The following is a 23,715-nucleotide window of genomic DNA, read 5'->3' on the forward strand; positions in this document are numbered from 1 at the left end:
CGCAGAGAGGTATTATGGGTGAAAAGATAACTATCGAGGATGTCGCGGCGGCTCTTGGTGTATCCAAGACTACCGTATCCCGTGCAATATCAGGGAAAGGAAGAATTGGAGAAGCCACAAGAAGCCGTGTCCTTGAGTACATTGAACAGAATAATTACAGACCTAATGTAGTCGCTAAGGGCCTTGCACAAAGACGGACCTACAATGTAGGCGTAGTGTGGCCCGGGGATACCACACTTGTGGATCTTCCGTTCTTTCAAAGATGCCTCGTTGGTATGAGTGAAGTAACAAGCGGTTACAATTATGATATTGTTATAACTCTGGTAACAGGAGACGAGATTACAAACCTGAAAAGAATCATCGAAAATCATAAGGTTGACGGAGTAATCCTTACCAGAACGCTCATTGATGACAAGTCGGCAGAGTACCTTAAGAAGAGTCAGATTCCTTTTGTGGCTATAGGGGCATCTCTTGACGATGATATTATCACTGTGGATAATGATCACTTTGATGCCTGCAGAGAGCTTACTTCAATTCTTATTGGGAAGGGCCAGACAAAGCTTGCTTTAATAGGCGGTTCACAAAATCATATGATTACCAGAATAAGGTATGAAGGTTTTGTGAGCGCTTTTGCGCAGGCAGGGAAAAAAGTTGACGAATCTCTGGTTTTCCTTAATCAGGGCAATGAGCAGAAGCTTACGGAAATAGTAAAACATCTTGCTGCCAAGAAGGTCGATGGAGTGATATGCATGGACGATCAGCTTGCAGGATATATTATGAGTATTTGCAGAACTTTAAAAATACGTATTCCGGAGGATATAAGGCTGGCTTCGTTTTACAACAGCCATATGATAGAAAATGCTATTGTGCCAGTCACATCTCTGAACTTTGATGACAGAAAGCTTGGAGCGGTTGCTACAAGAATGCTTATGAGTCTTATCGATGGTGAAAAGGTTGAGAAGCAAAAACTTAAAGATTACGAAGTTATTATGAAGGAGAGCACTAAGTAAGTGCTCCCCTTTCGTAGTTTTAATATGATGACAGGGGAAAGGTCATAAAGCGATTATGTTTGCATAAATCGCATCATGACTACTTGTCTTGTAGGAGAGTCGGTTTGATTTTCTACAAGATGTGATTGATAAGGAGCAATCATTTATGCTGACAAATAAAAATATACTATCCTATACACCTATGTCGCTTACAGTGGATGGAACACCTTTCTATCCGGTTATGGGTGAAATGCACTTTTCAAGATATAGAAACAGATACTGGGAAGAAGAGCTTTGCAAGATGAAAAGCGGCGGAGTATCAATAGTATCCCTGTATACAATATGGATTCATCATGAAGAAATTCGTGGTGAATTTGATTTTAGCGGTGACAGAAATTTAAGAAAATTTCTTCAGACAGTTAAAAGAGTAGGCCTTAACTGTATCTTAAGAATTGGGCCCTGGGCTCATGGTGAAGCTAGAAATGGAGGATTCCCTGACTGGCTTTTGGAGGATGCAAAAGAGAAAGGGTATGAAGTGAGAAGTAATGCACCTGAGTATCTTCAGCATGCCAGAATTTTTTATGAGCATATTTATGAGCAGGCAGAGGGGCTTTTTCTGAAAGATGGCGGACCGATAATCGGTGTTCAGATTGAAAATGAGTATGGACATTGTGGCGGTTTTGGCGGTGAAGAGGGAGAAGCTCACATGAGGACTCTCTGTGACATGGCAAAAGAGATAGGCTTTGATGTTCCAATCTACACAGCTACAGGCTGGGGAGGAGCAGTTACCGGCGGAATGCTTCCTGTCATGGGGGGATATTGTGAAGCACCCTGGGATCAGAGAACTACTGAGATAGAGCCCAGCGGAAATTATATTTTCACAAGAGAGAGAAATGATCACAACATAGGCTCTGACCACGGAATCGGCGCTGGCATTACCTTTGACATGGACAAATTCCCATATCTTACTGCTGAACTTGGCGGAGGACTGCAGGTTACACATCACAGAAGATGCATTGCCACCGGTAGGGATACTGAGGCTATGAGCCTTGTGAAAATGGGAAGCGGAGCCAACCTCCTGGGATATTATATGTACCATGGCGGAACAAATCCGGAGGGTAAACTGACTACTTTGCAGGAGAGCAGGGAAACAGGCTATCCCAATGACCTTCCGGTTTTATCATATGACTTTAACGCTCCTTTGAAAGAATACGGCCAGATGTCTGAGACCTACAGAAGAATCAGAAGACTTGCGATGTTTACAAGGGATTTTGGTGAAGGACTCTGTGAGATGCCATATATACCACAGCCGGGAAATCCCGATATGCCTGACAATATGACTGACCTTAGAACAGCTGTCAGAGGCGCGATAAAAGATGTGAACGGTAAAGAGATGTTCAGCGGATATCTTTTTGTAAATAATTACGTAAGACGCTGCAACATGGCTGATCACGATAAAGAAATCCTCAAGGCATATGATCCTGATGGAAATATTGTTGCCGAATTTGAAGAGAGAAATATCAAGAACGGAGATTATTTCTTCTATCCTTTCAATATGCAGATAGGTGAGGATGCTGTTTTAAAAAGAGCTAATATGACACCTCTGTGCATACTTCATGATGAAAAGGGAAGAGAAAATGCTTACGTATTTTATACTGATGACAGAGATTCAGCTGCATTTGAGATTGAAGGGGATCTTGGACTTATCAGTATAGTGATACTTTCAGATTATGAAGCTGAAAATGCTGTAAAGATCAAGGATGACAGAGGTGCGGAGCATCTTGTTATATGTGAGCACGCTGTAGTTGACAGGATAGTACCCACGAACAGAAGAAGATCAGGAGTGCTTGAAAACGGTAATCCCAATGGTTATGAGATTTATGCAGAGATTCCGTCGGATGGTGCAGGTCATACGGTTTCATTCCGTGTCTGGCCTGATCTTGATGAGACTCCGATAGGGTTCATTCATGCCGATGCTGAGAATGTAAGCGACACCTATATGGTGGACAGTATGGATTTTGCAGACTACAGATATGTGGATGAATTAACCAATCCTGTTGAAACAAAGCTCACGGAAGGTGTGGTAGCAGGTGAGTATCAGATCAGTGTGACAAATATTGATGAAGACATCGACGAAGTATATCTTCATGTTCATTATGCAGGAGACAGGGGAGAGCTTCTATCCTGCGGTGATCTGGATGCTATACATGATGGAGAACTGATTGCAGATAGTTTCTACACAGGACAGGATTGGGAAATCGGATTAAAGAGATTTATCGGTTCAGAGACAGCAGAATCTCTTGAGGAGAGCTTTGAAGCAAAAGCTGTTATTTATCCGCTATTTGAGGACCAGAAGATTTATCTTCAGGAGTGGCCGGACTTAAGTGAAGAGTCTGACGGAAAAGCCGCTGCCTGCAGGATTGAGGGCGTGGACTCGGTAGCACAATACAAAATAAAAATATGGTAAAAATTTTCTTTAACAACAAGCTTCATCTGGTGGGTTTTTCGCGCCTGGTAATAAACGATACTATTCAGGATAATATTTGCCTTCCTTCTCTGGAAAATATAAAAAGAAAGCATATCCTCCATGCAAAGGATGAAAAGGCATTTGCTGACAGAGAAACCGCTATGATCGTAAAATAATGGCTTGTCCATAGCGCATACGCGAAAGTAAGATACGCATATACAATTGCCAAAACATCAGTAAATAAGCAGTTTTAAGGCTTTGTTAAGTTTTTGTTTATTATGCATATATAAATATTAAATATATAGTTAATTTTATTACACAAAATTGTATGTTAAATCAATATATAACAATAAACCGTTTTGTGTGAAAGGATATATATTTATGGAGTACAACAAAATCAAAGATTTATGCTACAAGCGGGGAGGTCAGAGCACTGCTGTTATATTGGCAATGCATACAACTGAGCGCTGTAAGCTTATCAGGGATGAACTGGTTAATATGAAAAAGGCCAGAAACTTACTGAGAGATGAGCTGCTGATTGTCTATTCGTTTTTAGCAGAACGCGATCTTTTGGAAACTTATTTGGACTCAAGGGACGGAAGACTGTAAATGTAACGAGCATCCCGCACGGCTTTGGGACCACAACATCACAAAGTGGTTTTGTGTTTCTCATCGCAGTGCGGGATGTTTCTGTTTTGAAGGGAATCTTTATATAAAAAGGCTTTCTCACAGTATTTATCGGGGCTCTATTCTGCTTTACCGGAGGTTGTTTAAAACCTGGCTCCCGTCAGGGTTGTTGCTTTAGTGTGGATATTTTATAATTGAAGCGAAAAAATACCTGGCGGAGAAGAAGAATGTCAAAAAAAGGAAAGCTTTTATTATATATATATATATCAATATCAGTTCTGCTTTGTCTTATGCTGGCTAGCAGATCATCTTTCTTATATCCATTGAATAACTGGGATGATGCAAACAGCTATTTCTCTATGGGTAAGGCTATTTTTAACGGAAAAATGCCCTACAGGGATGTCTTTGATCAGAAAGGAATGTACCTGTATTTTCTGTATGGACTAGCATACCTTTTGTCTCACACAACCTTTGCGGGAGTGTTTGTTCTGGAGATTATTCTGGGGATACTTGATGTAATCGGTTTTTATAAAATCATAAAGCTTTTTATAAATAAAAATAGTGAAATAATCCCGTCTTCCCTGGCTGTTATGACTTTTGCCGTAATAGTCTGCTCCCGTAGCTTTTGGTGGGGAGGAGCAGCTGAGGAAATATCTCTGCCCTGCTATGTGTGGGGATTGTACCTTTCTGTTCGGTATTTTAAGCATGAATATCCGGAAAAAAACATGCCCTTTAAGGATGTATTCTTGGGAGGAATGCTTGCGGGACTGATTGCAAATATCAAATTTACAGGTCTTGGCTTTTTCTTTGCATGGATGATGATGGTGTTCTTTTCATTCCTTGCACATAAAGAGCTTATTAGAGGAATAAATGCTTGTTTTGTATTTCTTCTTGGCATGTTTTTGCCATTTGTTCCCTGGATTATTTACTTTGGAGTTCAGGGGGGCCTTCAGGAATGGTATTGGGGATATGTCTATGTAAATGTATTTGTATACACAGATGTTGAGAGTGCAAATCCGGGAGTCACCGGCAGAGTATATCAGATGGCAAAAATACTGTACTGGCTCATCCGTGATAACTGGCAGTACTTTTTATTTATTATAGTAGGAATTCTGTATACCCTGGCTGAAAAAGGGCAAAAGCTGATGGCGCGAATCAATATTCCGGTACTCTTTGTATTTATGTTTTTAGGATTTTTTGGAGGAGGAAGAGAGCTTCCTTACTATTCGCTCCCTCTTTCGGTGTTCGCGGTCCTTGGTTTTTCACTTGTAGGGAGTCTTTTGGTGAAGCTATGCAGGATGGATGAGCAGGAAAAATCTGACAAAGGTCTCGCAGGTCCGGGGCTTTTAGTAGTGAGCATGATTGTTTCAGTGGTGTTTATTTATTCCAATTCGATGAACATACCTTTTATGAAGGTTGAAAGAGACGACTATTTTATGTACAGATTTCGGGATAAGGTCCTTGAAACTGAGAATCCTACACTTTTAAATGTGGGATGCCTTGATGCGGGGCTTTATACACTCTGTGATATTGTACCAAGCTGCAGATGGTTTCAGACCCAGACTCTTAATATCAGGGAGCCGGAGAATAATCCATATCTTGAGCAGGAGCGATACATAAGAGAGGGGCTTATCGACTATGTCATCGCCCGAGATCACATTCCGGATTCAATAAACGAGCATTATGAACTTATAGATAAAGAAGATTATGGCTGGGATGGTGCAGAGTTTAAGTACTATCTTTATAAGAAGGTAAAGTGATGACAGAAGTTATTGCAGTCTTTCAGGCTGTTTAGCTGAGTAACAGAATCTGATTCCAAGCTGTTTCCTGGTATAGAAGAATCCGATTCCCATATGTTTTATCGGAATTTTGATTTTTTTTAGAATAATTTAATATCAAAAAACAGAATAGTTTTTTATAATAATTATGAAGGGGGCTTAGTGCTCCCTTTTGTTGTTAACGGAAGAACAACAGTTATACCTCAGTGATGAGGGGACAGGGACGTGATTATGAAAATATTACAGAATATTGCATCCGGAATATTGGGGCTTATTTTTGCCGGGGTTGTTGCGATACTTGCATGTATCATCAATCCCGATATTGGCGTGTGGATTAATGAACTAATAAGACCGGAGGATAAGGTTGAAGCACCGGTACAGGACGATTCAAAAAAGTATTATGTCGAGGTGCCGGATTGGGATTACATTTACGGAAGAAACCAGAATTCTGAAGATGTGGATGTCGATGGAAGCAGCAATGCGTCTACAGCGCTGGGAGACATGATAACGAGCGCGGTCAACGGACTGTCAGATGCCATAAACGAGCTTGAAGCTACAGAAGTCAGTAACCCTGCTGAGCAGGATGTCACGGTAGAGGATGTGGCAAATACTGCCAATGCTATTGTAAATGCTGTTACAGGAAACGGCGATAAAGGCATCAAGGTTATAGTTAAGGATGAGAACGAAGACTCAGAGGCTGAGGAGCTTAGTAAAGCTCAGGACAATCAGGAACAAACACCTGCTTATGCACCCGGGGTTCCGGCTGGAAGAAGCAGTTATGCAGCCTTTGATCCTGAAATAATTGAGCTTACGGATCCAGGTCTTGCAAAACAGGCTATTAATAGTGCGGATTATGGACAGCTTGGAGACGGGCTTACTTTTGATACACAGTTTTATCCCTATTATCATATGTTAAATGATACCGGGAAAGCTCTGTACAGACAGATATATGCAAATACCCTGGCGCTTAATACTACCTTCAGACCCATTGAACAGGTATCGATGGACACGATGCAGATGGTGCTTCTTAGCGTAGTATTTGATCATCCTGAACTGTTCTGGTTGGATACTACTTTTTATCAGGAGTATGATTATAACGGCGTGGCACTTAAATTAAGACTCCGCTATTATGACAGAATACCGGATATACCTTCGGCTAATCAGAAGTTTTTGGCAAATGCTGATGCAATAGTTGCAGGAGCATCAGGTCTAAGCGATAATTATGAGAAGGAACTTTATATACACAATTATCTGGCGGACAAGCTGACATACAAGCATAATCCCCTTGATCAGAGTGCTTACAGTGCAATCGTGGGTGATAATACCGTTTGTGCCGGATATGCCAAGGCATTTCAGTATCTGATGCAAAGGCTCGGAGTTCCTACATATCTCTGTGTTGGATCCGCAGGGGAAATGCACGCATGGAACATAATTAAACTGGGAGATAATTACTACAATGTCGACTGCACCTGGGATGATCAGAATCCTACGGTATATGATTATTTCAATCTTTCCGATGCTGATAATTATATGCATAAGAGGATGTTTAATTCAGTTTATCTTCCTGCCTGCAATGAAGGAACATTTATTGCATCAATAAATTAAATATGTAAAAATATGAGCCCGGGTAGTTTAGGTGCTATCCGGGCTTCTAATCATATATAGAGCAGGCTTGTATGAGAATGCGTTTTGTGACACCTGCGGGATCTATATACGACAGGAGTAAGCCTGATAAATGATATTTTTGGAGGAGCGAATCAGATGGCGTTATACGCATTGGGGGATCTTCACCTTGCCTTTCAGTCTGAGAAGACAATGGATATTTTTGGCAAGGTATGGAAAAATCATGAAAAGAAGATTGAGAAAAACTGCAATAAAATAATGACCGATGAGGATACCCTTGTACTTGTTGGAGATCACAGCTGGGGAAAAGGCCTTGAAAACTGTGAGATGGATCTCAGATTCATCGAGGGGCTTCCCGGTAAAAAGGTTTTGATAAGAGGCAATCACGATAATTTCTGGAGTGCCAAGAAGACTCAGAGACTTAACGATTTATATAAGGACAGACTCTTTTTTCTGCAAAACAATTTCTATCCCTATGGGGATGTGGCAATAGTTGGAACCAAGGGATATTGCTATGAGGGCTTTGATACCAGAGAACATGCCGATATGCTAATAGAGAGGGAGGCTAAGAGACTCAAGGCTTCCTTTGAAGCATCAAGAGCAGAGGGCTTTGAGAAATATGTAATGTTTTTACATTACCCTCCAACGGAGATAGGGGAGAGAAGCAGCAGATTTACACTTATTGCCAAGGCGTATGGTGTCACCCAGGTTGTGTATGCCCACTGTCACGGAAAAGAGAGATTTCATGACAGCCTTCTTGGAAAAGTGGATGGCATAAATTACAGCCTGGTTTCCGGTGATTACCTGGATTTTAAACCTCAGAGAATATTGTAAGGAGGTGTGGTTTTTATCACCTCGGCAAAGTCAGATTTTGTTTCCTTCTTAGGAAAACCTGCTTTTCATCAAAATAACAAATAAGAAAAGGAACATTATGGATCAGAATAAAAGTAACCTGGAGAAAAATAGAGACGATTTAGCCTGGGAGGAGGTTTCAACAGAGCATTTAGTACAAGATGAATGGATTGATTTTCGAAAGTCTGCTTTCAGATTTCCGGACGGTACGATCTTTGAACCCTATTACAGTTACAGCAGACGCGATTACGTGGTAATAGTTCCCTTTGATGAAAATGGCAATCTTATCTGCGTTCGCCAGTATAGACAGGGAATCCGCGAAGTTACAACGGAATTTCCCGCAGGAGGAATAGAGAGAAGTGATGGAAAGGAATACGGTGACGGAAAAGAGAATGCCGAGGAAGCCCTGAAAGCCGCTAAAAGGGAGCTTTCAGAGGAGACAGGATATGAGGCAGGAAAATGGACATATCTTATCAAAATTCCGTCAAACGCTACAATTGCCGATAATTATGCATATGTTTTTCTGGCTACTGACTGCAGAAAAGTGACAGGACAAAATCTTGATGAAACTGAGTTTTTAAATATTGAGATAAACACCCCGGATTACATAGAAAAACTCATAGAAAAAGGCGGATTTCAGCAGAGTGTTCATGTTATGGCATGGCTTCTCGCAAAGGAGTGTATGAGGAAAAGCAGTTAATATGAAAGGATAGTGGATGGGAGATATTATACTGATAATAATAATTGCAGTTGCGGGTCTTTTGCTTCTGATATCGTTTATGGTTATAAAATCCAGAAATGATAATATAGAGTATATCGAGGAAGCTTCAGAATCTTCTGATGAACAGGAAGAAATACCGGAGAGAGAGGATGAATCGGAAGAAGCGGCTTTGGACTCAACGGATTCAGGTGAAGTGGATAATGAAGTGACTTCTGAAGATAAAGCAGAGAGTGTGACTGAGGCAAAAGCTGCTGCATTGGAAGCAGATGATGAAGAAGCTGCTGACGATGAAGATACGGAATCTGATGCAGAGGATTATGATGATGACGACACAGATAATTCGAAGGTCAAAGCCATGAGTGAGTTTGACAAGTCACTTATTAAGTTCCTGGAATCCTCTGGATATGATATTGAGAATTATATGGTATCACCGGCATCCTTAAGGGCAGTCATCGCCATGGCAGTAGCAGGCGCCGGTTCAAGTACCAGGAAGGAACTTCTTGCGGCAGCAGGCTTTGAAGATGAGAAGCAAATGAATCTCTGGTATAAAGGCCTTATAAATGCACCGGATACGTCAAGTGGACTTTTGACCTTTAAGCTCTTGAATTCCGTGTGGCATAACAGAAAAATGCCTGGAAACATATCCGAAAAATATAAGAAGTATGTTAAGGCTTTCTTTGGTGCCGAGGCAAAGGATGTTGTTCCGGACAAAATCACCGGTGAAGTAAACAGCTGGGTTAAAGAAGGAACAAATGGTCTTATCCCCCAAATCAGTAACGATCTGTCAGAAAAGGACATAATGCTTATTAATACGCTTTATCTTAAGGCGACCTGGGTGAAGAACTTTGATGAATATCTTACCGAGGAAGGGGACTTCAAGGCATTTGATGAATGCAACATTAAAAAGGTATTTATGGAAAAGACGGATACCTTCAAGTTCTATGAGGATGATTCTGTAAAACTTGTAGTGCTTCCTATGAACGGCAGGGTAGAAGCTATTTTTGCAATAGGAGATATAACAGGTATTCAGGATAAGCTGGAGCAGGCTTCTACTGAGCACGTACATATTAAGCTTCCTAAATTTGACACCGAGACCTCATTGAATCAGGGCGAGCTTATAAAATTCCTGAAGAAAAGAGGCGTGGTCAGTGCATTTTCAAAGAATGCCGACTTTACTGCAATGACTATGGATAAGGGATTTTACATTTCAGATGTGATCCAGAAAACCAAGATTACAACAGACGAGAATGGTCTGGAGGCAGCAGCTGCAACTGCAATGGCAGTATTAGGTGCTGCGCCTTTGGAGGATGAGGTAATACCTGAGGAATTCATAGCTAACGAACCTTTCAAATATCTGATAACCACATCAGGAAAAAATAAAGAAATCTTATTCTATGGACAGATAGTAGAATAAGGCATTTGAGGGCTTTATAAACAAATGGTAATAGATATTTAAGAGATTTTTAACAGGGTATTAGATTATAGTAATAAGTAACATATTATTTCTTTTGAAAGGGGTACAATTATGAGCAGATTATCTGAAGTAACCGGATTACAGCAGCAAAGATCATTAAAGTTTGACCAGATTGTAAAAAAAGGAAATGAGGCTGAGATCACAAAGGCTACTATGGAAAATATAGTAATGTCGCTTAATGATATTTCCCATACATTGGCAATGATAGCAGACGGACAGTCATCCAATCAGTCTGATACCTTCGATTCTATTGCAAGAAGCCTTGCAATGATGGCAAACAGTAAATAATATAAAAGCTTTTATTATCCCGGGGAGAAAATGTTGTTTTGGCTAATGTTTGTAAAGCAGGCATTTCTCCCCCGGGATGATATTTGAAAATAAATGGGGAATTTTAAAAAGTGTTTTTTTGGATGTTTTTTCCAAAAAGCCATTAAATTCGCCACCTTTTTTGTAAAAAATATTGAAAAAATAGTCAAAATGCGTTAAAGTAGTTTAGTAAAGTTAATGATTGCCAGTGAGATTAGAGAATGTGGCTTATCAAATTATCAGGTTGACGCCTGTTTGTTAGACATGTTCTTTTTTTATGCCTGGATATTGACTATATTTAGTTTAATTATTATTGTAAGGATGATTTTTGATGCATAGAGATTTTATAGATAAAATCGAAGAAAACCCGATAATAGCAGCGGTTAAGGACGATAATGGACTGTCTGCGGCGCTAAAAACAGAGGTGGGAATTATCTTTATTCTGTATGGTGATATTTGCACGATTGGTGATATCGTAAAAAGGGTTAAGGATGCAGGACGGATGGCAGTGGTCCATGTGGATCTTGTGACAGGCCTTAACAACACCAGAGAGGTGTGCCTTGATTTTATTAAAAGTAACACCAGGGCGGACGGAATCATAACCACCAAGGGGAATCTTATCCAGCATGCAAAAGAGCTTGGATTATACACAGTACTTAGATATTTTGTAATAGACAGCATGGCGCTTGTGAATATAGAAAAACAGGCGGGATATGGTGTGACACTTCCGGATGTAATCGAGATTTTGCCGGGAGTTGTAGTATCGAAGATTATTAAAAAGGTAAATGCAATAAGCAGGGTTCCTGTGATTGCAGGAGGACTTATTTCAGATCGGGATGATGTTATGAATGCTTTGCAGAGTGGAGCTATGGCAGTTTCCTCAACCAACAGGGATGTGTGGGAACTGTAACGAACAGACAGCTTCAGAATCAGGACGGACCTGAACAAAGAATAGTAATGCAGAGCTTATAAAAAGTTTTAAGGAGAACAATGTAATGGCAAAGTATGTAATGGCTTTGGATGCAGGAACAACCAGTAACAGATGCATCCTGTTTAACGAGAAAGGTGAGATGTGTTCAGTGGCGCAGAAGGAATTTACTCAGTTTTTTCCGCAGCCGGGCTGGGTTGAGCATGATGCTAATGAAATCTGGCAGACACAGCTTTCTGTAGCTCGTGAAGCTATGAAAAAGATAGGAGCAACTTCAGATGATATCGCTGCAATTGGAATAACCAATCAGCGCGAGACTGTAATTGTCTGGGACAGAGCAACAGGACAGCCTGTATATCCTGCAATTGTATGGCAGTGCCGCCGTACTGCGGATTACGCGGAGCAGATGAAGGGCAAGATTCCGGGAATAGTTGAGAAGTTCCAGCAAAAGACAGGACTTAAATTCGATCCCTATTTTTCAGGAACCAAGATCAGATGGATTCTTGAAAATGTTGAGGGAGTAAGAGAGAGAGCAGAGAAAGGAGAGCTTTGCTTCGGAACTGTTGATACCTGGCTTATCTATAAGCTGACAAAGGGGAAGGTTCATGTAACAGATTATTCAAACGCATCCAGGACACTTCTTTACAATATCAATATTCTCGAATGGGACGACGAGCTTTGTCAGATACTTGAAGTTCCAAAGAGTATGCTTCCTGAAGTTAAGCCATCAAGCTGTATATATGGCGAGTCAGATCCGGAGTTCTTTGGAGGCCCTATAAGAATAGCAGGAGCAGCAGGTGATCAGCAGGCTGCGCTATTCGGACAGACCTGTTTTAAGGAGGGAGAAGCTAAAAATACTTACGGAACAGGCTCATTTATCCTTATGAATACAGGAGATAAGCCGATATATTCTAAGAATGATCTTATAACCACAATAGCGTGGGGCATTGATGATAAAGTTACATACGCCCTTGAAGGCTCGGTTTTTGTAGCAGGTGCAGCTATCCAGTGGCTTAGGGATGAACTGAAAATTGTTGATTCATCACCGGATTCAGAATATTTTGCCACAAGAGTAAAGGATACAAATGGATGCTATGTAGTCCCGGCATTTACAGGACTTGGAGCTCCATATTGGGATCCATATGCAAGAGGAGCCATCACAGGACTTACACGAGGTGTCAATAAATATCATATTATTCGCGCAACGCTTGAATCACTGGCTTACCAGAGCTATGACGTACTTCACTGTATGGAACTTGATTCGGGTAAGCATCTTACAGCACTGAAGGTTGATGGCGGAGCATCGATGAATAATTTCCTGATGCAGTTCCAGTCAGATATCATCGATACCAATGTACTTCGTCCGAGCTGTGTTGAGACTACAGCTATAGGTGCCGCATATCTGGCAGGCCTTGCGGTGGGGTATTGGACAAGCAAGGAAGATGTGATTAAGAACTGGGCTGTAGACAGAGAATTTAAACCTCAGATGCCGGATACTGAAAGAACAAAGGCGCTGAAGGGCTGGAATCAGGCTGTAGCGGCTACCAGAGGATGGGCAAGAAATACCGTTTAACTTAATAATTGATACGCTGAGAATGGGAGTATGTATAGTAACGCATGATGAGATGCGTTTATTAGGCTGCTCCTTTTTTATGATATAGAGGAAATTTCTCCGAAATTCCTATATCATAAAAAACGCTCCGCAGTGGATGCGCACTCGCGCGAAAGGAATATAGTTGCTAAATATATAATCGTTTGTTTCAGGATAACAATAAAAAGGACAGAGGTGAAAAAGATATGGTATATGATGTCATAGTCATAGGCGCAGGAGTGTCGGGTAGTGCGGTTGCCAGAGAGCTTTCGCGCTATGAAGGAAACTTTTGTGTACTTGAAAAATGTGAGGATGTTTGCGAAGGAACATCAAAGGCTAATTCAGCTATAGTGCATGCAGGTTTTGATGCACATACAGATACACTGATGGCGAAATTAAACGTCCGCGGCAATGAGATGATGGATGAACTATGCAGGGACCTTGATATACCTTTTAAAAGAAACGGTTCTATGGTCGTTTGCATTGATAAAGAAACATTGCCGGAGCTGCAAAAGCTCTATGACAGAGGTGTGGCTAATGGAGTAAAGGATATGAGAATACTTAGTCGCAGTGAAGCTCTTGAAATGGAACCTAATTTATCAGACAGTACAGAGGGAGCGCTCTATGCACCTACCGGAGGAATTATCTGCCCCTTCAGACTTTGCATAGCAATGGCGGAAAATGCCAATGAGAACGGAGTTGATTTCAGATTCAATACAAAGGTTGAGAATATTAAAAAGCATGAAGATGGCTTATGGCATATTCGCACCAATAACGGTGAATACATTACAAAATACGTGGTTAATGCGGCAGGAGTATATGCGGATACTATACACAATATGGTAAGTATGGATGATGATAAGATAAAGATCATTCCACGCCGCGGTGAATACTGTCTTTTGGATAAAGAGGTTGGAAATCATGTAACTCACACAGTTTTCCCGCAGCCCTCAAAGTTTGGAAAAGGCGTATTGGTTTCTCCTACAGTCCATGGAAATCTTATTGTGGGACCTACTGCTGTGGATATCGATGATCCCGAAGGAACCAATACAACTGCTGAGGGGATAAATGACCTTATTACCAAGGCCAGCGATCATGTAAAGAATCTCCCCATTAAAAAGGTTATTACATCCTTTGCGGGACTTAGAGCTCATGAAGTGTGTCATGATTTTATAATCAAAGAGGTAAAAGGTGCAGATCACTTTATTGATGTAGCAGGTATAGAATCCCCCGGGCTTACAGCCAGCCCTGCAATCGGCGAAATGGTTGGAAATATGTTAAGGGACATGATGCAGCTTAAAGCTAAAGAGAACTGGATAGCTACAAGAAAAGATGTTGTGGATCCATCAGGACTTTCTATAGAAGAAAGGAATGAACTTATTAAGAAAAATCCCGCATACGGCAATATCATCTGCCGCTGCGAATCAATTTCTGAGGGCGAGATCCTCGATGCCATTCACAGACCTCTCGGAGCAAGATCTCTCGATGGTGTTAAGAGACGAACCAGAGCGGGAATGGGAAGATGTCAGGCAGGCTTTTGTTCTCCCCGTACCATGGAGATACTTCATAGGGAGCTTGGACTTTCCTATGAGGAGATAACAAAGAGCGGCGGCCATTCCAACATAGTCGTGGAGCGTACCAAACACCAGAAGGGAGGAGAGCAGTGATGACATCATATGATATTGTGATCGTGGGCGGAGGCCCTGCAGGTCTTGCTGCAGCTATCTCTGCCAGAAAAGCCGGAGTAGAAAAAATACTAATTCTTGAAAGAGATAAAGAACTTGGCGGAATTCTGAATCAGTGTATTCACAACGGATTTGGGCTTCATACCTTTAAGGAAGAACTCACAGGTCCTGAATATGCACAGCGTTTTATAGACCAGGTACTCAATGAAAAAATAGAATATAAGCTAAATACAATGGTTATGGATATATCATCAGATCGCATAGTTACAGCCATGAGTCGCGAAGATGGGATGTATCAGATAAAAGCCGGGGCAGTAATTCTTGCCATGGGCTGCAGGGAGCGTCCAAGGGGAGCTCTCAACATTCCGGGATACAGGCCTGCGGGGATTTTCTCAGCAGGAACGGCACAGCGTCTTGTTAATATGGAAGGTTATATGCCCGGGCGTGAAGTAGTGATTCTGGGATCAGGTGACATCGGACTTATAATGGCAAGGCGTATGACACTAGAAGGAGCAAAGGTTAAGGTTGTGGCCGAGCTCATGCCTTATTCAGGCGGACTTAAGAGAAATATCGTTCAGTGCCTGGATGATTTTGGAATTCCGCTTAAGCTTTCTCATACCGTTGTTGATATTGAAGGAAAAGAGCACCTTACGGCAGTTACGATTGCTGAGGTAGATAAAAACATGAAGCCCATACCGGGAACAGAAGAGCGTTACACCTGCGATACATTACTTCTTTCCTGCGGACTTATTCCGGAGAATGAGCTTTCGAGAAATGCAGGCGTAGAGATGAATCCGGTAACAAGCGGACCTGTGGTAAATGAATCTCTTGAGACCAATATTCCCGGAGTATTTGCCTGTGGTAATGTGCTTCACGTTCATGATCTTGTGGATTATGTTTCCGAGGAGGCAACAAGAGCAGGCGAAAATGCTGCGAAGTTTGTAAAAGAGGGAGAGCAGGAGGGCGGAAGCATCATTGAGCTTTTCGCTACAGAGGGCGCAAGATATACGGTTCCCTCAACAATCAATCCTGACAGGATGGACGATCTTCTGACAGTGAGATTCCGAGTGGGAGCAGTCTATAAGAACTCTTATGTAAGTGTCTACTTCGATGATGAGAGAGTGATGCACAATAAAAAGCGTATCATGGCTCCCGGTGAAATGGAGCAGGTAATCCTCCAAAAGACTAAGCTAAAGGAAGCCAATCCTAAGAAGGTTACTATAAAGATAGAAGCAGAGTAAGAAAAAGGAGAAGCCATGGAGAAGAGAGAACTTACATGTATCGGCTGTCCTATGGGATGCCAGATAACAGTAGAACTTGATGAGGGACAGGTAATTTCCGTAAAAGGAAACACCTGTGCCATTGGAGATAAATATGCAAGAAATGAAGTGACTCATCCTGAGCGCACGGTGACAAGTACTGCTGTAATACTGGGGGGAGATAAGCCCCGGGTATCAGTGAAAACCAAATCCAATATACCAAAGGATAAAATATTCGAATGCATGAAGGAAATAGATAATGCATGTGTAAAGGCACCGGTACATATAGGTGATGTTATTGTGAAAAATGTAGCCGGAACAGGAGTGGATGTGGTTGCAACGCGGGAAGTTTCAGAAAAATAATAAGTACTACTTAGTTTTGCTATGTGAAACGAGAGCAGAACTTTATTATGTAAAATGGAAACTTAAGAAAATCTTAAAATTATTATTACTTCAGTTCATTGACAACCGCAATCAACTTAAATATAATTTGAGTGTTATTGTAAGGAGCTCATGTAGCGTAGTTTTCTACATGGGCTTTTTTTTGAGTAGAGTACGTAAATGCTCAAAAAACTTTTAATTTTAGGAGGAATTATGAAGAGATTATTTGCAATGATGATCGCCGGAGCATCTGTAGTATCAATGCTTGCAGGCTGCGGAAGCAAGACTGCAGAAACTGCAGCTGAGACAACAACAGAGGCAACAGAGGCAACAGAGTCTGCTGATGCAACAGAAGAGAGCGCAGACGCTGCTGAGACAGTAAAGATTGATAAGCTTACAATTGGTTTTGTACCTTCACGTGAGCCCGATGAGATTGTTACTGCTACAGAACCTCTTAAGCAGCTTCTTACAGATGAGCTTGCTACTCTTGGCTATGAGGTTGGCGAAGTTGACATCACAGTTGGTACAAGCTATGAAGCAGTTGGTGAAGGCCTTTCAGCAGGAACAATTGATATAGGTCTTATCCCCGGTGGTACTTATGTACTTTACGATGATGGTTGTGATGTTCTTCTTACAGCTACAAGGGATGGCCTTTCAATCGAGAGCCCTAATGCAAAGGATTGGAATGACAACAAGCCCACAGAGCCTACAGAGGATCAGGTAACATTCTATCGTGCACTTATTATTACAGGACCTTCAGAGGCTGGTAAGGCAGTTGCAGCTAAGGTTGATGCCGGCGAAGAGCTTACATGGGAAGATCTTGACGGACTTAACTGGAGCGTAATGAACTCTTCATCTTCAGCTGGATATATTTATCCTTCACTTTGGCTTCAGGCAAACTATGAGAAGCATGTAACAGACCTTTCACACGCTGTACAGTCTGACTCATATGGTAATGCTTTCGCAAGACTTGCTTCAGGCCAGATCGACGTTCTTTGCTGCTATGCAGATGCAAGACGTGACAATGAGGAGAAGTGGACAACAGAATATGGCAGAGAAGCCAGCATCTGGGATGAGACATCAGTAATCGGTGTTACAGATGGTATTTATAATGATACAATCAGCGTAAGCAAGACATCTCCTGTTATGGACGATGCTTTCAAGGCTGCTCTTTCCAAGGCATTCATTAACATTGGTAATTCAGATGCAGGTAAGGAAGTTATTTCAATCTACAACCACAATGGTTATGTAGAAGCTAATGCTGCTGATTATGATTCAGAGAGAGCTGCTCAGGAGCTCATCAAATCAATGAACTAAAGTTATCACTTAGTGCGATGATTTCGCGTACGGAGGATCTTGTTCTGATTCATGATCATGAGAGCAGGATTTGTTTTGGGGAATCACAAATTTGTTGTGATAATGGTTTTATATGGGGAGGTTATTAACCTCCCCTATTTTTTCAATAGGAAATTCCTTCGGATTTCCTATTGAATAAAAAGCGCTCCGCTAAGGATGCGACTGGTGCGCAGATGAATTTTGCAAGCTAAAGCTTGCGCGCACCAGCGCGCAAAGAGTCGCGAGCGACTCTTTGTTCTGATTTAAGAAATTCTTATTTTAGGATATTGAAATTATTAATGGACAGTGTTTTAGATTCAGGAGAGGAATAATGATCAAGTTTGAAGATGTAGGAAAAAAATATCCCAATGGTTTTGAAGGATTAAAACATATTGATCTTACTATTGAACAGGGAGAATTTGTAGCAATTATCGGACTTTCAGGTGCAGGTAAATCCACACTCATTCGTACCATCAACAGGATGCACGATGTGACAAGCGGTAAACTCACGGTGGATGGTGTTGATGTGATGAGCTTGTCCGGAAAACAGCTCAGAAGATTTCGCAGAAAAATCGGAATGATCTTCCAGTCATTCAATCTGATCACCAGAACAACAGTAATTAACAATGTTCTGACTTCTTTTGTTCCTGATATGCCCTGGTTTAGAGCATTGTTTGGAATCTATACCAGGGAAGAAAAGATGAAGGCGCTTGAATGCCTTGATAAAGTGGGAATTTTAAGAAAGGCATTTGTTCGTGCAGATCAGCTCTCAGGTGGACAGCAGCAGAGAGTAGCTCTTGCAAGAACTCTCGCCCAGAATCCTCAGATTATCCTTGCAGATGAGCCTGTTGCCGCGCTTGACCCTGTAACTGCCAAGCAGGTAATGGATGACTTTAAGAGAATCAACGAGGAGATGAATATTTCAATTCTTATCAATATACATCACGTGGATCTTGCTCTTAAATATGCCACAAGAGTCGTTGGAATAAGAGAAGGAAAAATCGTCTATGACGGCCCTGCTGAAAATGTGGATAAGGACGTGCTTGCTACGATTTATAACGGCAAAGTGGATGATGAAGGAAATGTTCTTGATGCAAATGATCATAATGAAATGAGGTGATCTGAAGTGAGCGTATACGATAAGATTTTTAAACCAAAAGTATATACACTGCCTAACGGCAACTCAGTAGAGAAAAAGGCATCACGTGCGCCTGTCTATTTTATTTTCATTATACTGATGAGTGCGCTGTCAGTAAAAATCACCGGTTTTGATATGAAAGTATTAACCCAGCGTATCGGGCAGTTTTTTGTTATAGTCGGTGAGATGTTTCCTCCAAATGCAGACTTTATGGGAAAAGTCTGGGGGCCCTTATTTGATACTATTAAAATGTCACTTTTGGGTTCAGTAGTAGGAGCACTTCTCTCAGTTCCGTTTGCAATGCTGGCAAGTACAAATGTCTGTCCTAATAAGGTGATTGTATCAATTGTCAGAGTTATGTTTTCGCTTATTAGAACTCTGCCTACACTGGTAACTGCTCTTGTGGCAACTCTTGTATTTGGACTTGGTACACTTGCAGGTACATTTGCGATTGCAGTTTTTTCATTTGCATATATCGGAAAACTTACATATGAAGAGATTGAGACTGTAGACATGGGAGCTTTCGAAGCTATGGAAGCTATGGGAGCTACCAAGGCAAGAGCATTTATCTCTGCCATAGTTCCTCAGGTTCTTCCCTTTTTCCTCTCAAACTGCCTTTTCAACTTTGAGGGTAATGTGAGATATGCAGCTGTTCTTGGTTACGTAGGAGCAGGTGGTATCGGACTTATCCTTAACGAGAAGATATCATGGAGAGAGTACTCAAGTGTTGGAATGATGCTTATAGCTCTCTTTGTGGCAGTATTTGTTATCGAGTCAATCAGCAGAATGCTTCGTAAGAAGCTTGTATAAAGGGGATGGGATTATGAACAATAGAATTTTAGAAGCATATGAAAAACGCCCCAAGGATTGGATGTATAATCTTGCCATCGGAATTATCTTTGTGGGGCTCATGGTATGGAGCGGAAGTGCTGTTGAAACAGCAGGTACTACACAGGATGGTGGACAGATAGCCCTTAACGTACTACTGGGAATTTTTCAACCTGACCTGTCATTTCTTTTTGACTTCACCACTCAGGGCGTTCCGTATCTGATGCTTGAAACAATATGTATAGCTTTTCTGGGAACAATTGTAGGTGCTATCCTTTCAATTCCCCTTGCGTTTATTTCAGCATCAAACCTTACACCTAAGCCAATTGCCTTTGCAGGAAGAATGATTATCATGGCAGTGAGAACTGTGCCTGCTTTTGTATATGGTCTTATGTTCATAAGAGTTACAGGACCCGGAGCTTTTGCAGGTCTTTTGACAATGGGTGTATGTTCTGTGGGAATGATAAGTAAGATGTACATCGAAGCTATAGAGGATATTGATACGCATGTTATCGAGGCACTTGACGCATCAGGCTTTAATATGTGGCAGAAGATCCGCTTTGGAATACTTCCTCAGCTGCTTCCTAACTTTGCATCAACAGCAATTTACAGATTTGATATAAATATGAGAGATGCTACCATCCTTGGTATGGTTGGTGCCGGAGGCTTTGGTGCGCCCCTTATCTTTGCTATGAACGCTTATCGCTGGAATGAAGCAGGAGCAATACTTGCAGGACTTATCATACTTATTCTGATAATCGAGTATATTTCTACAAGAATCAGATTAAAACTTACAAGAGGTTAAAAATATTCAGATATGACTCCCCCGCTGCTTGCAGTGGGGGATTTGAGGATTTAGAAATGAAAATTGTTTTCACATCAGACACGCACGGTCATGTATTTCCAATAAACTATTCGACAAATAAAGAAGAAAATTCTGGTCTGTTTTATATTGCAGCTCAGATAAAAGATAAGGTGGATGGCAATACTCTTTTAATTGACGGAGGTGACAGCCTTCAGGGAACACCGCTGTTATCGTATTATCTTAGTAACCGCGGCAGCTATGATTTTAATCCTATGGCAGAGGGGTTTAACGCCATGGGATTACAGTACTACACCTTGGGCAATCATGATTTTAATTTTGGCTATGATGCGGTTCTGGATTATACCAAAGCTATGAAAGCGGAGCTTATCTGTGCGAATGTCGAGGACCTGCGCGGAGAGCTTGGAATTAAAAAGCATGCTATTCATGTACTTGAGGATGGAACGAGAGTAGGAATAACAGGTGCAGTTACAGGTTATGTAAATGTCTGGGAGCAGGAGAAAAACCTGACAGAGTTAAAGATTACAGATCCTGTGGAAGCTCTAAAAGCCGAGCTTGATATCATAAGGGATAAATCAGATATAACAGTCTGTATATATCATGGCGGTTTTGAAGAGGACTTAAATACAGGCAATAAGCTTTCTGAGACAGAGGAAAATCAGGCATGCAAAATAGCCAGAGAGCTTGACTTTGATATTCTACTGACAGGACATCAGCACATGGCTGTTGAAGGAACTATGGTTAATAAATCCTATGGTGTTCAGCCTCCGGCAAATGGTATGAAGTACTGTGTGCTGGATATACAAAAGTATAACGATACAGAGGATAAGAAGGCAGCAGGTAATCAGGCAGAAGGCAGCCTTCAAATGGAAAATTCTACAGCTCAAATGTCAGAGTCTAAGAATTCAACCCATAAGGGCTGGCAGGTTGAATCAAAGCTTATACCTGTAGAGAAGGCGGGTGAAGCATATGATGAGATACTTAAGGCTCATTCATTTATGGAATCAATGAATACACAGCTTCAGACCTGGCTTGATGAGCCCATAGGATGTCTTGAAAGTGAGATTGCTCCGGAGGATAAACTTCAGGCAGCATTATACGGAAGTAAAGTGGCTTCGATTTTCAATCAGGTGCAATTGGAGCTTACAGGAGCAGATTTTTCCTGTACAAGTCTTGCAAATGATCCGCTTGGTCTACATAAAGAGATCACGGTCAGAGATGTCCTTGGTATATATCAGTTTGCAAATACTGAGGAGGTCAAAGAGGTTACGGGAGCTGTCTTAAGGATGGCGCTTGAGAGATGTGCTGAATATTTTGAGATTGACGAAAATACAAATGAAGTAAGAATCTCCGATGTATTTTTAAAACCCAAGGTTGAGCATTACAACTATGACTTCTATGCAGGCTTGTGGTATGAATTTGACCTGACAAAGCCTGTGGGAGAAAGAGTTGTTACTTTGAAAAAGCTTGATGGAACCGACATCATTGATGACAAAAAGTATACTCTTGTTACCAGTAACTACAGAGCAACGGGAACAGGCGGATATGAATGTATAGGAGCCTGCAGGACAATTCGCACTTATCCTGAGGAAATGCCCGACCTTGTCATTGATTTTGTAAGAAGAAACAGCCCTGTAGGCGAGATCATAAATAACAGATTCAGATGCATTTTGCCTGAATAAAACTAAAACCTTAATTTTTCCGAAATACAGGTATTTGCTTCAGCAATGAGTACCTGAAAACAAAAGAAAACAGAATAGTTCCGACTGTGAACATAATAAGGCAGACTATCCAGTGGAATCTCAGATATAGCTTGTAATGAATAATAATATTCAGAAAAAGCCAGTGATAGAGGTACATTCCATAGGACAGGTCTGTCTTTTTTATCATATAGGAAATTCCGTTGGATTTCCTATATGATAAAAAGCGCTCCGCTATGGATGCGCACTCGCGCGATAGGAATATGTTGCCTTCAGCAACCGCGCTCGGCGCGAGAATGTCGCAAGCGACATTCTTTCTTGTATAGCCTTTGAGAGTAGAATCATTTTTTATTGGTTTAATGATAAAGGCTGCAAGGATCGTAAGGCACGCGGTACTTATCCCCGTGATGATTCCTGTGTAGTAGCCTATATTCAAAATACCGCTTATTCTAAAAAAGCAGTGAAGTATCAGGAGGGCGATAAATGCTTTTGTTCTCCATTCTTTTTCATGTAATTTGAAGGTCTGAAAGAAAACTCCTACAAAGAACCAGATAGCATAAGGAAGGAAAAAGCGTTCGATCAGTTTTGCAATAGTATCCCCTGCGCTGCTCTGAATAAAGTAAAAAAATAAATTTGAAGCAGCAAGAACGCAGCATAGTGCTGCATACAAATAAAAATTCCGCTTTTCTCTGGTCAGCTTTTTAAAGAGAAAAACAATAATATAGAGCTGTAATAGTACTGTTATATACCACAGTGGACCGTTGAGGCTACCTGTACCGAATTTCTTAAAGCAGGACGGGGTACTTGCAAAGCCTGCCCCTTGTGTAAGCAGCCATTTGAAGATTGAACTGTCAAATTTTTTGGGAATTATCAAATAGAACACACCCAGATAGATTAGCATGCTAAGCCAAAGGTCGGGATAAAGTCTGAAAAACCGCTTTTTTATAAATGTTTTAGCGTCATATCCGGAACGTTCTAAAGATGCAGAAATAAGAAAACCACTTATGGCGAACATTATAACTGTGGGCTGAAAAAAATCCACTATTGATCTCAGGATACCAAGTTCACCTGCATATTCAGGAAGATTGCCCTGTACGTGACCTGTAAAATGAAGATACATCACACAGAAAGCAGCATAATATCTAAGAAATCCAAATGCATTTTCACTTCGATTATTCATGGTAACTGTCAGATTATCCTCCCGGTCAGA

General features: G+C 41.2%; 20 protein-coding genes. 19 read left to right on the forward strand and 1 reads right to left on the reverse strand.

Going from position 1 to position 23,715, the window contains the following annotated elements:
• Nucleotides 1-14 precede the first annotated feature (14 nt).
• The 19 genes from G622_RS0109325 to G622_RS0109420 all read left to right on the forward strand — a co-directional run bounded on the left by G622_RS0109325 (nucleotide 15) and on the right by G622_RS0109420 (nucleotide 22,487).
• Nucleotides 15-1,010 (forward strand): LacI family DNA-binding transcriptional regulator, encoded by a 996-nt coding sequence (locus tag G622_RS0109325; RefSeq protein ID WP_026510494.1) that lies wholly within the window; start codon nucleotides 15-17, stop codon nucleotides 1,008-1,010.
• A gap of 145 nt (nucleotides 1,011-1,155) precedes the next feature.
• Entirely contained in the window at nucleotides 1,156-3,456 is a 2,301-nt protein-coding gene (locus G622_RS0109330) for a beta-galactosidase (protein ID WP_044957409.1), read from the forward strand.
• A 381-nt stretch (nucleotides 3,457-3,837) separates the two neighbouring features.
• Nucleotides 3,838-4,065: a hypothetical protein gene (locus tag G622_RS0109340; protein ID WP_026510497.1), complete on the forward strand. Its 228-nt coding sequence runs from the start codon at nucleotides 3,838-3,840 to the stop codon at nucleotides 4,063-4,065.
• A 245-nt stretch (nucleotides 4,066-4,310) separates the two neighbouring features.
• On the forward strand, nucleotides 4,311-5,843 hold the full coding sequence (locus tag G622_RS0109345; RefSeq protein ID WP_026510498.1) for a glycosyltransferase family 39 protein: 1,533 nt from the start codon (nucleotides 4,311-4,313) through the stop codon (nucleotides 5,841-5,843).
• Nucleotides 5,844-6,092: 249 nt separating this feature from the next.
• Nucleotides 6,093-7,466, forward strand: coding sequence for a transglutaminase domain-containing protein (locus tag G622_RS0109350; protein ID WP_026510499.1), 1,374 nt, complete (start codon nucleotides 6,093-6,095; stop codon nucleotides 7,464-7,466).
• Nucleotides 7,467-7,622: 156 nt separating this feature from the next.
• Nucleotides 7,623-8,318 carry a metallophosphoesterase gene (locus G622_RS0109355; protein ID WP_026510500.1) on the forward strand — a complete coding sequence of 232 codons (696 nt, stop codon included), beginning with the start codon at nucleotides 7,623-7,625 and terminating at the stop codon, nucleotides 8,316-8,318.
• 97 nt (nucleotides 8,319-8,415) lie between these two features.
• On the forward strand, nucleotides 8,416-9,036 hold the full coding sequence (locus G622_RS0109360) for an NUDIX hydrolase (protein ID WP_044915013.1): 621 nt from the start codon (nucleotides 8,416-8,418) through the stop codon (nucleotides 9,034-9,036).
• Nucleotides 9,037-9,052: 16 nt separating this feature from the next.
• Nucleotides 9,053-10,471, forward strand: coding sequence for a serpin family protein (locus G622_RS0109365; protein WP_026510502.1), 1,419 nt, complete (start codon nucleotides 9,053-9,055; stop codon nucleotides 10,469-10,471).
• A gap of 111 nt (nucleotides 10,472-10,582) precedes the next feature.
• Nucleotides 10,583-10,819 carry a hypothetical protein gene (locus G622_RS0109370; RefSeq protein ID WP_026510503.1) on the forward strand — a complete coding sequence of 79 codons (237 nt, stop codon included), beginning with the start codon at nucleotides 10,583-10,585 and terminating at the stop codon, nucleotides 10,817-10,819.
• Nucleotides 10,820-11,168: 349 nt separating this feature from the next.
• On the forward strand, nucleotides 11,169-11,747 hold the full coding sequence (locus G622_RS0109375; RefSeq protein WP_026510504.1) for a glycerol-3-phosphate responsive antiterminator: 579 nt from the start codon (nucleotides 11,169-11,171) through the stop codon (nucleotides 11,745-11,747).
• A gap of 85 nt (nucleotides 11,748-11,832) precedes the next feature.
• Nucleotides 11,833-13,338, forward strand: a complete 1,506-nt coding sequence (gene glpK, locus G622_RS0109380) for a glycerol kinase GlpK (protein ID WP_026510505.1) — start codon at nucleotides 11,833-11,835, stop codon at nucleotides 13,336-13,338.
• 224 nt (nucleotides 13,339-13,562) lie between these two features.
• Complete coding sequence (locus G622_RS22370; RefSeq protein WP_044957433.1) at nucleotides 13,563-15,023, forward strand: NAD(P)/FAD-dependent oxidoreductase; 1,461 nt, start codon at nucleotides 13,563-13,565, stop codon at nucleotides 15,021-15,023.
• On the forward strand, nucleotides 15,023-16,282 hold the full coding sequence (locus G622_RS0109390; RefSeq protein ID WP_026510506.1) for an NAD(P)/FAD-dependent oxidoreductase: 1,260 nt from the start codon (nucleotides 15,023-15,025) through the stop codon (nucleotides 16,280-16,282). Before G622_RS22370 ends, G622_RS0109390 begins: the two co-directional genes overlap by 1 nt.
• 15 nt (nucleotides 16,283-16,297) lie before the next feature.
• Nucleotides 16,298-16,663, forward strand: a complete 366-nt coding sequence (locus G622_RS0109395) for a DUF1667 domain-containing protein (RefSeq protein ID WP_026510507.1) — start codon at nucleotides 16,298-16,300, stop codon at nucleotides 16,661-16,663.
• 231 nt (nucleotides 16,664-16,894) lie between these two features.
• Entirely contained in the window at nucleotides 16,895-17,998 is a 1,104-nt protein-coding gene (locus G622_RS0109400) for a phosphate/phosphite/phosphonate ABC transporter substrate-binding protein (protein WP_026510508.1), read from the forward strand.
• Nucleotides 17,999-18,347: 349 nt separating this feature from the next.
• Nucleotides 18,348-19,136, forward strand: coding sequence for a phosphonate ABC transporter ATP-binding protein (phnC, locus tag G622_RS22375; protein WP_044915023.1), 789 nt, complete (start codon nucleotides 18,348-18,350; stop codon nucleotides 19,134-19,136).
• 6 nt (nucleotides 19,137-19,142) lie between these two features.
• A complete protein-coding gene (phnE, locus tag G622_RS0109410) occupies nucleotides 19,143-19,964 on the forward strand; it encodes a phosphonate ABC transporter, permease protein PhnE (RefSeq protein WP_026510509.1) in 822 nt (273 codons plus the stop codon).
• Nucleotides 19,965-19,977: 13 nt separating this feature from the next.
• The gene (gene phnE / locus G622_RS0109415; protein ID WP_026510510.1) at nucleotides 19,978-20,787 is read left to right on the forward strand and encodes a phosphonate ABC transporter, permease protein PhnE; all 810 of its coding nucleotides are present in this window, start codon (nucleotides 19,978-19,980) and stop codon (nucleotides 20,785-20,787) included.
• A 56-nt stretch (nucleotides 20,788-20,843) separates the two neighbouring features.
• Nucleotides 20,844-22,487: a bifunctional metallophosphatase/5'-nucleotidase gene (locus G622_RS0109420; RefSeq protein ID WP_026510511.1), complete on the forward strand. Its 1,644-nt coding sequence runs from the start codon at nucleotides 20,844-20,846 to the stop codon at nucleotides 22,485-22,487.
• Between the two features lie 10 nt (nucleotides 22,488-22,497).
• Here the strand turns inward: G622_RS0109420 and G622_RS24560 are convergent, their stop codons facing one another.
• Nucleotides 22,498-23,685, reverse strand: a complete 1,188-nt coding sequence (locus G622_RS24560) for an acyltransferase family protein (RefSeq protein WP_049945771.1) — start codon at nucleotides 23,683-23,685, stop codon at nucleotides 22,498-22,500.
• Nucleotides 23,686-23,715: the final 30 nt, after the last annotated feature.

The sequence above is a fragment of the Butyrivibrio sp. LC3010 genome (assembly GCF_000424385.1).
In the GTDB taxonomy this organism is placed as follows: domain Bacteria; phylum Bacillota; class Clostridia; order Lachnospirales; family Lachnospiraceae; genus Butyrivibrio.

What these genes read in the sequence shown, in the direction of transcription:
- G622_RS0109325 (WP_026510494.1), top strand. Translation starts at nt 15, where the DNA reads ATGGGTGAAAAGATAACTATCGAGGATGTCGCGGCGGCTCTTGGTGTA.
- G622_RS0109330 (WP_044957409.1), top strand. Translation starts at nt 1,156, where the DNA reads ATGCTGACAAATAAAAATATACTATCCTATACACCTATGTCGCTTACA.
- G622_RS0109340 (WP_026510497.1), top strand. Translation starts at nt 3,838, where the DNA reads ATGGAGTACAACAAAATCAAAGATTTATGCTACAAGCGGGGAGGTCAG.
- G622_RS0109345 (WP_026510498.1), top strand. Translation starts at nt 4,311, where the DNA reads ATGTCAAAAAAAGGAAAGCTTTTATTATATATATATATATCAATATCA.
- G622_RS0109350 (WP_026510499.1), top strand. Translation starts at nt 6,093, where the DNA reads ATGAAAATATTACAGAATATTGCATCCGGAATATTGGGGCTTATTTTT.
- G622_RS0109355 (WP_026510500.1), top strand. Translation starts at nt 7,623, where the DNA reads ATGGCGTTATACGCATTGGGGGATCTTCACCTTGCCTTTCAGTCTGAG.
- G622_RS0109360 (WP_044915013.1), top strand. Translation starts at nt 8,416, where the DNA reads ATGGATCAGAATAAAAGTAACCTGGAGAAAAATAGAGACGATTTAGCC.
- G622_RS0109365 (WP_026510502.1), top strand. Translation starts at nt 9,053, where the DNA reads ATGGGAGATATTATACTGATAATAATAATTGCAGTTGCGGGTCTTTTG.
- G622_RS0109370 (WP_026510503.1), top strand. Translation starts at nt 10,583, where the DNA reads ATGAGCAGATTATCTGAAGTAACCGGATTACAGCAGCAAAGATCATTA.
- G622_RS0109375 (WP_026510504.1), top strand. Translation starts at nt 11,169, where the DNA reads ATGCATAGAGATTTTATAGATAAAATCGAAGAAAACCCGATAATAGCA.
- glpK (WP_026510505.1), top strand. Translation starts at nt 11,833, where the DNA reads ATGGCAAAGTATGTAATGGCTTTGGATGCAGGAACAACCAGTAACAGA.
- G622_RS22370 (WP_044957433.1), top strand. Translation starts at nt 13,563, where the DNA reads ATGGTATATGATGTCATAGTCATAGGCGCAGGAGTGTCGGGTAGTGCG.
- G622_RS0109390 (WP_026510506.1), top strand. Translation starts at nt 15,023, where the DNA reads ATGACATCATATGATATTGTGATCGTGGGCGGAGGCCCTGCAGGTCTT.
- G622_RS0109395 (WP_026510507.1), top strand. Translation starts at nt 16,298, where the DNA reads ATGGAGAAGAGAGAACTTACATGTATCGGCTGTCCTATGGGATGCCAG.
- G622_RS0109400 (WP_026510508.1), top strand. Translation starts at nt 16,895, where the DNA reads ATGAAGAGATTATTTGCAATGATGATCGCCGGAGCATCTGTAGTATCA.
- phnC (WP_044915023.1), top strand. Translation starts at nt 18,348, where the DNA reads ATGATCAAGTTTGAAGATGTAGGAAAAAAATATCCCAATGGTTTTGAA.
- phnE (WP_026510510.1), top strand. Translation starts at nt 19,978, where the DNA reads ATGAACAATAGAATTTTAGAAGCATATGAAAAACGCCCCAAGGATTGG.
- G622_RS0109420 (WP_026510511.1), top strand. Translation starts at nt 20,844, where the DNA reads ATGAAAATTGTTTTCACATCAGACACGCACGGTCATGTATTTCCAATA.
- G622_RS24560 (WP_049945771.1), bottom strand. Translation starts at nt 23,685, where the DNA reads ATGAATAATCGAAGTGAAAATGCATTTGGATTTCTTAGATATTATGCT.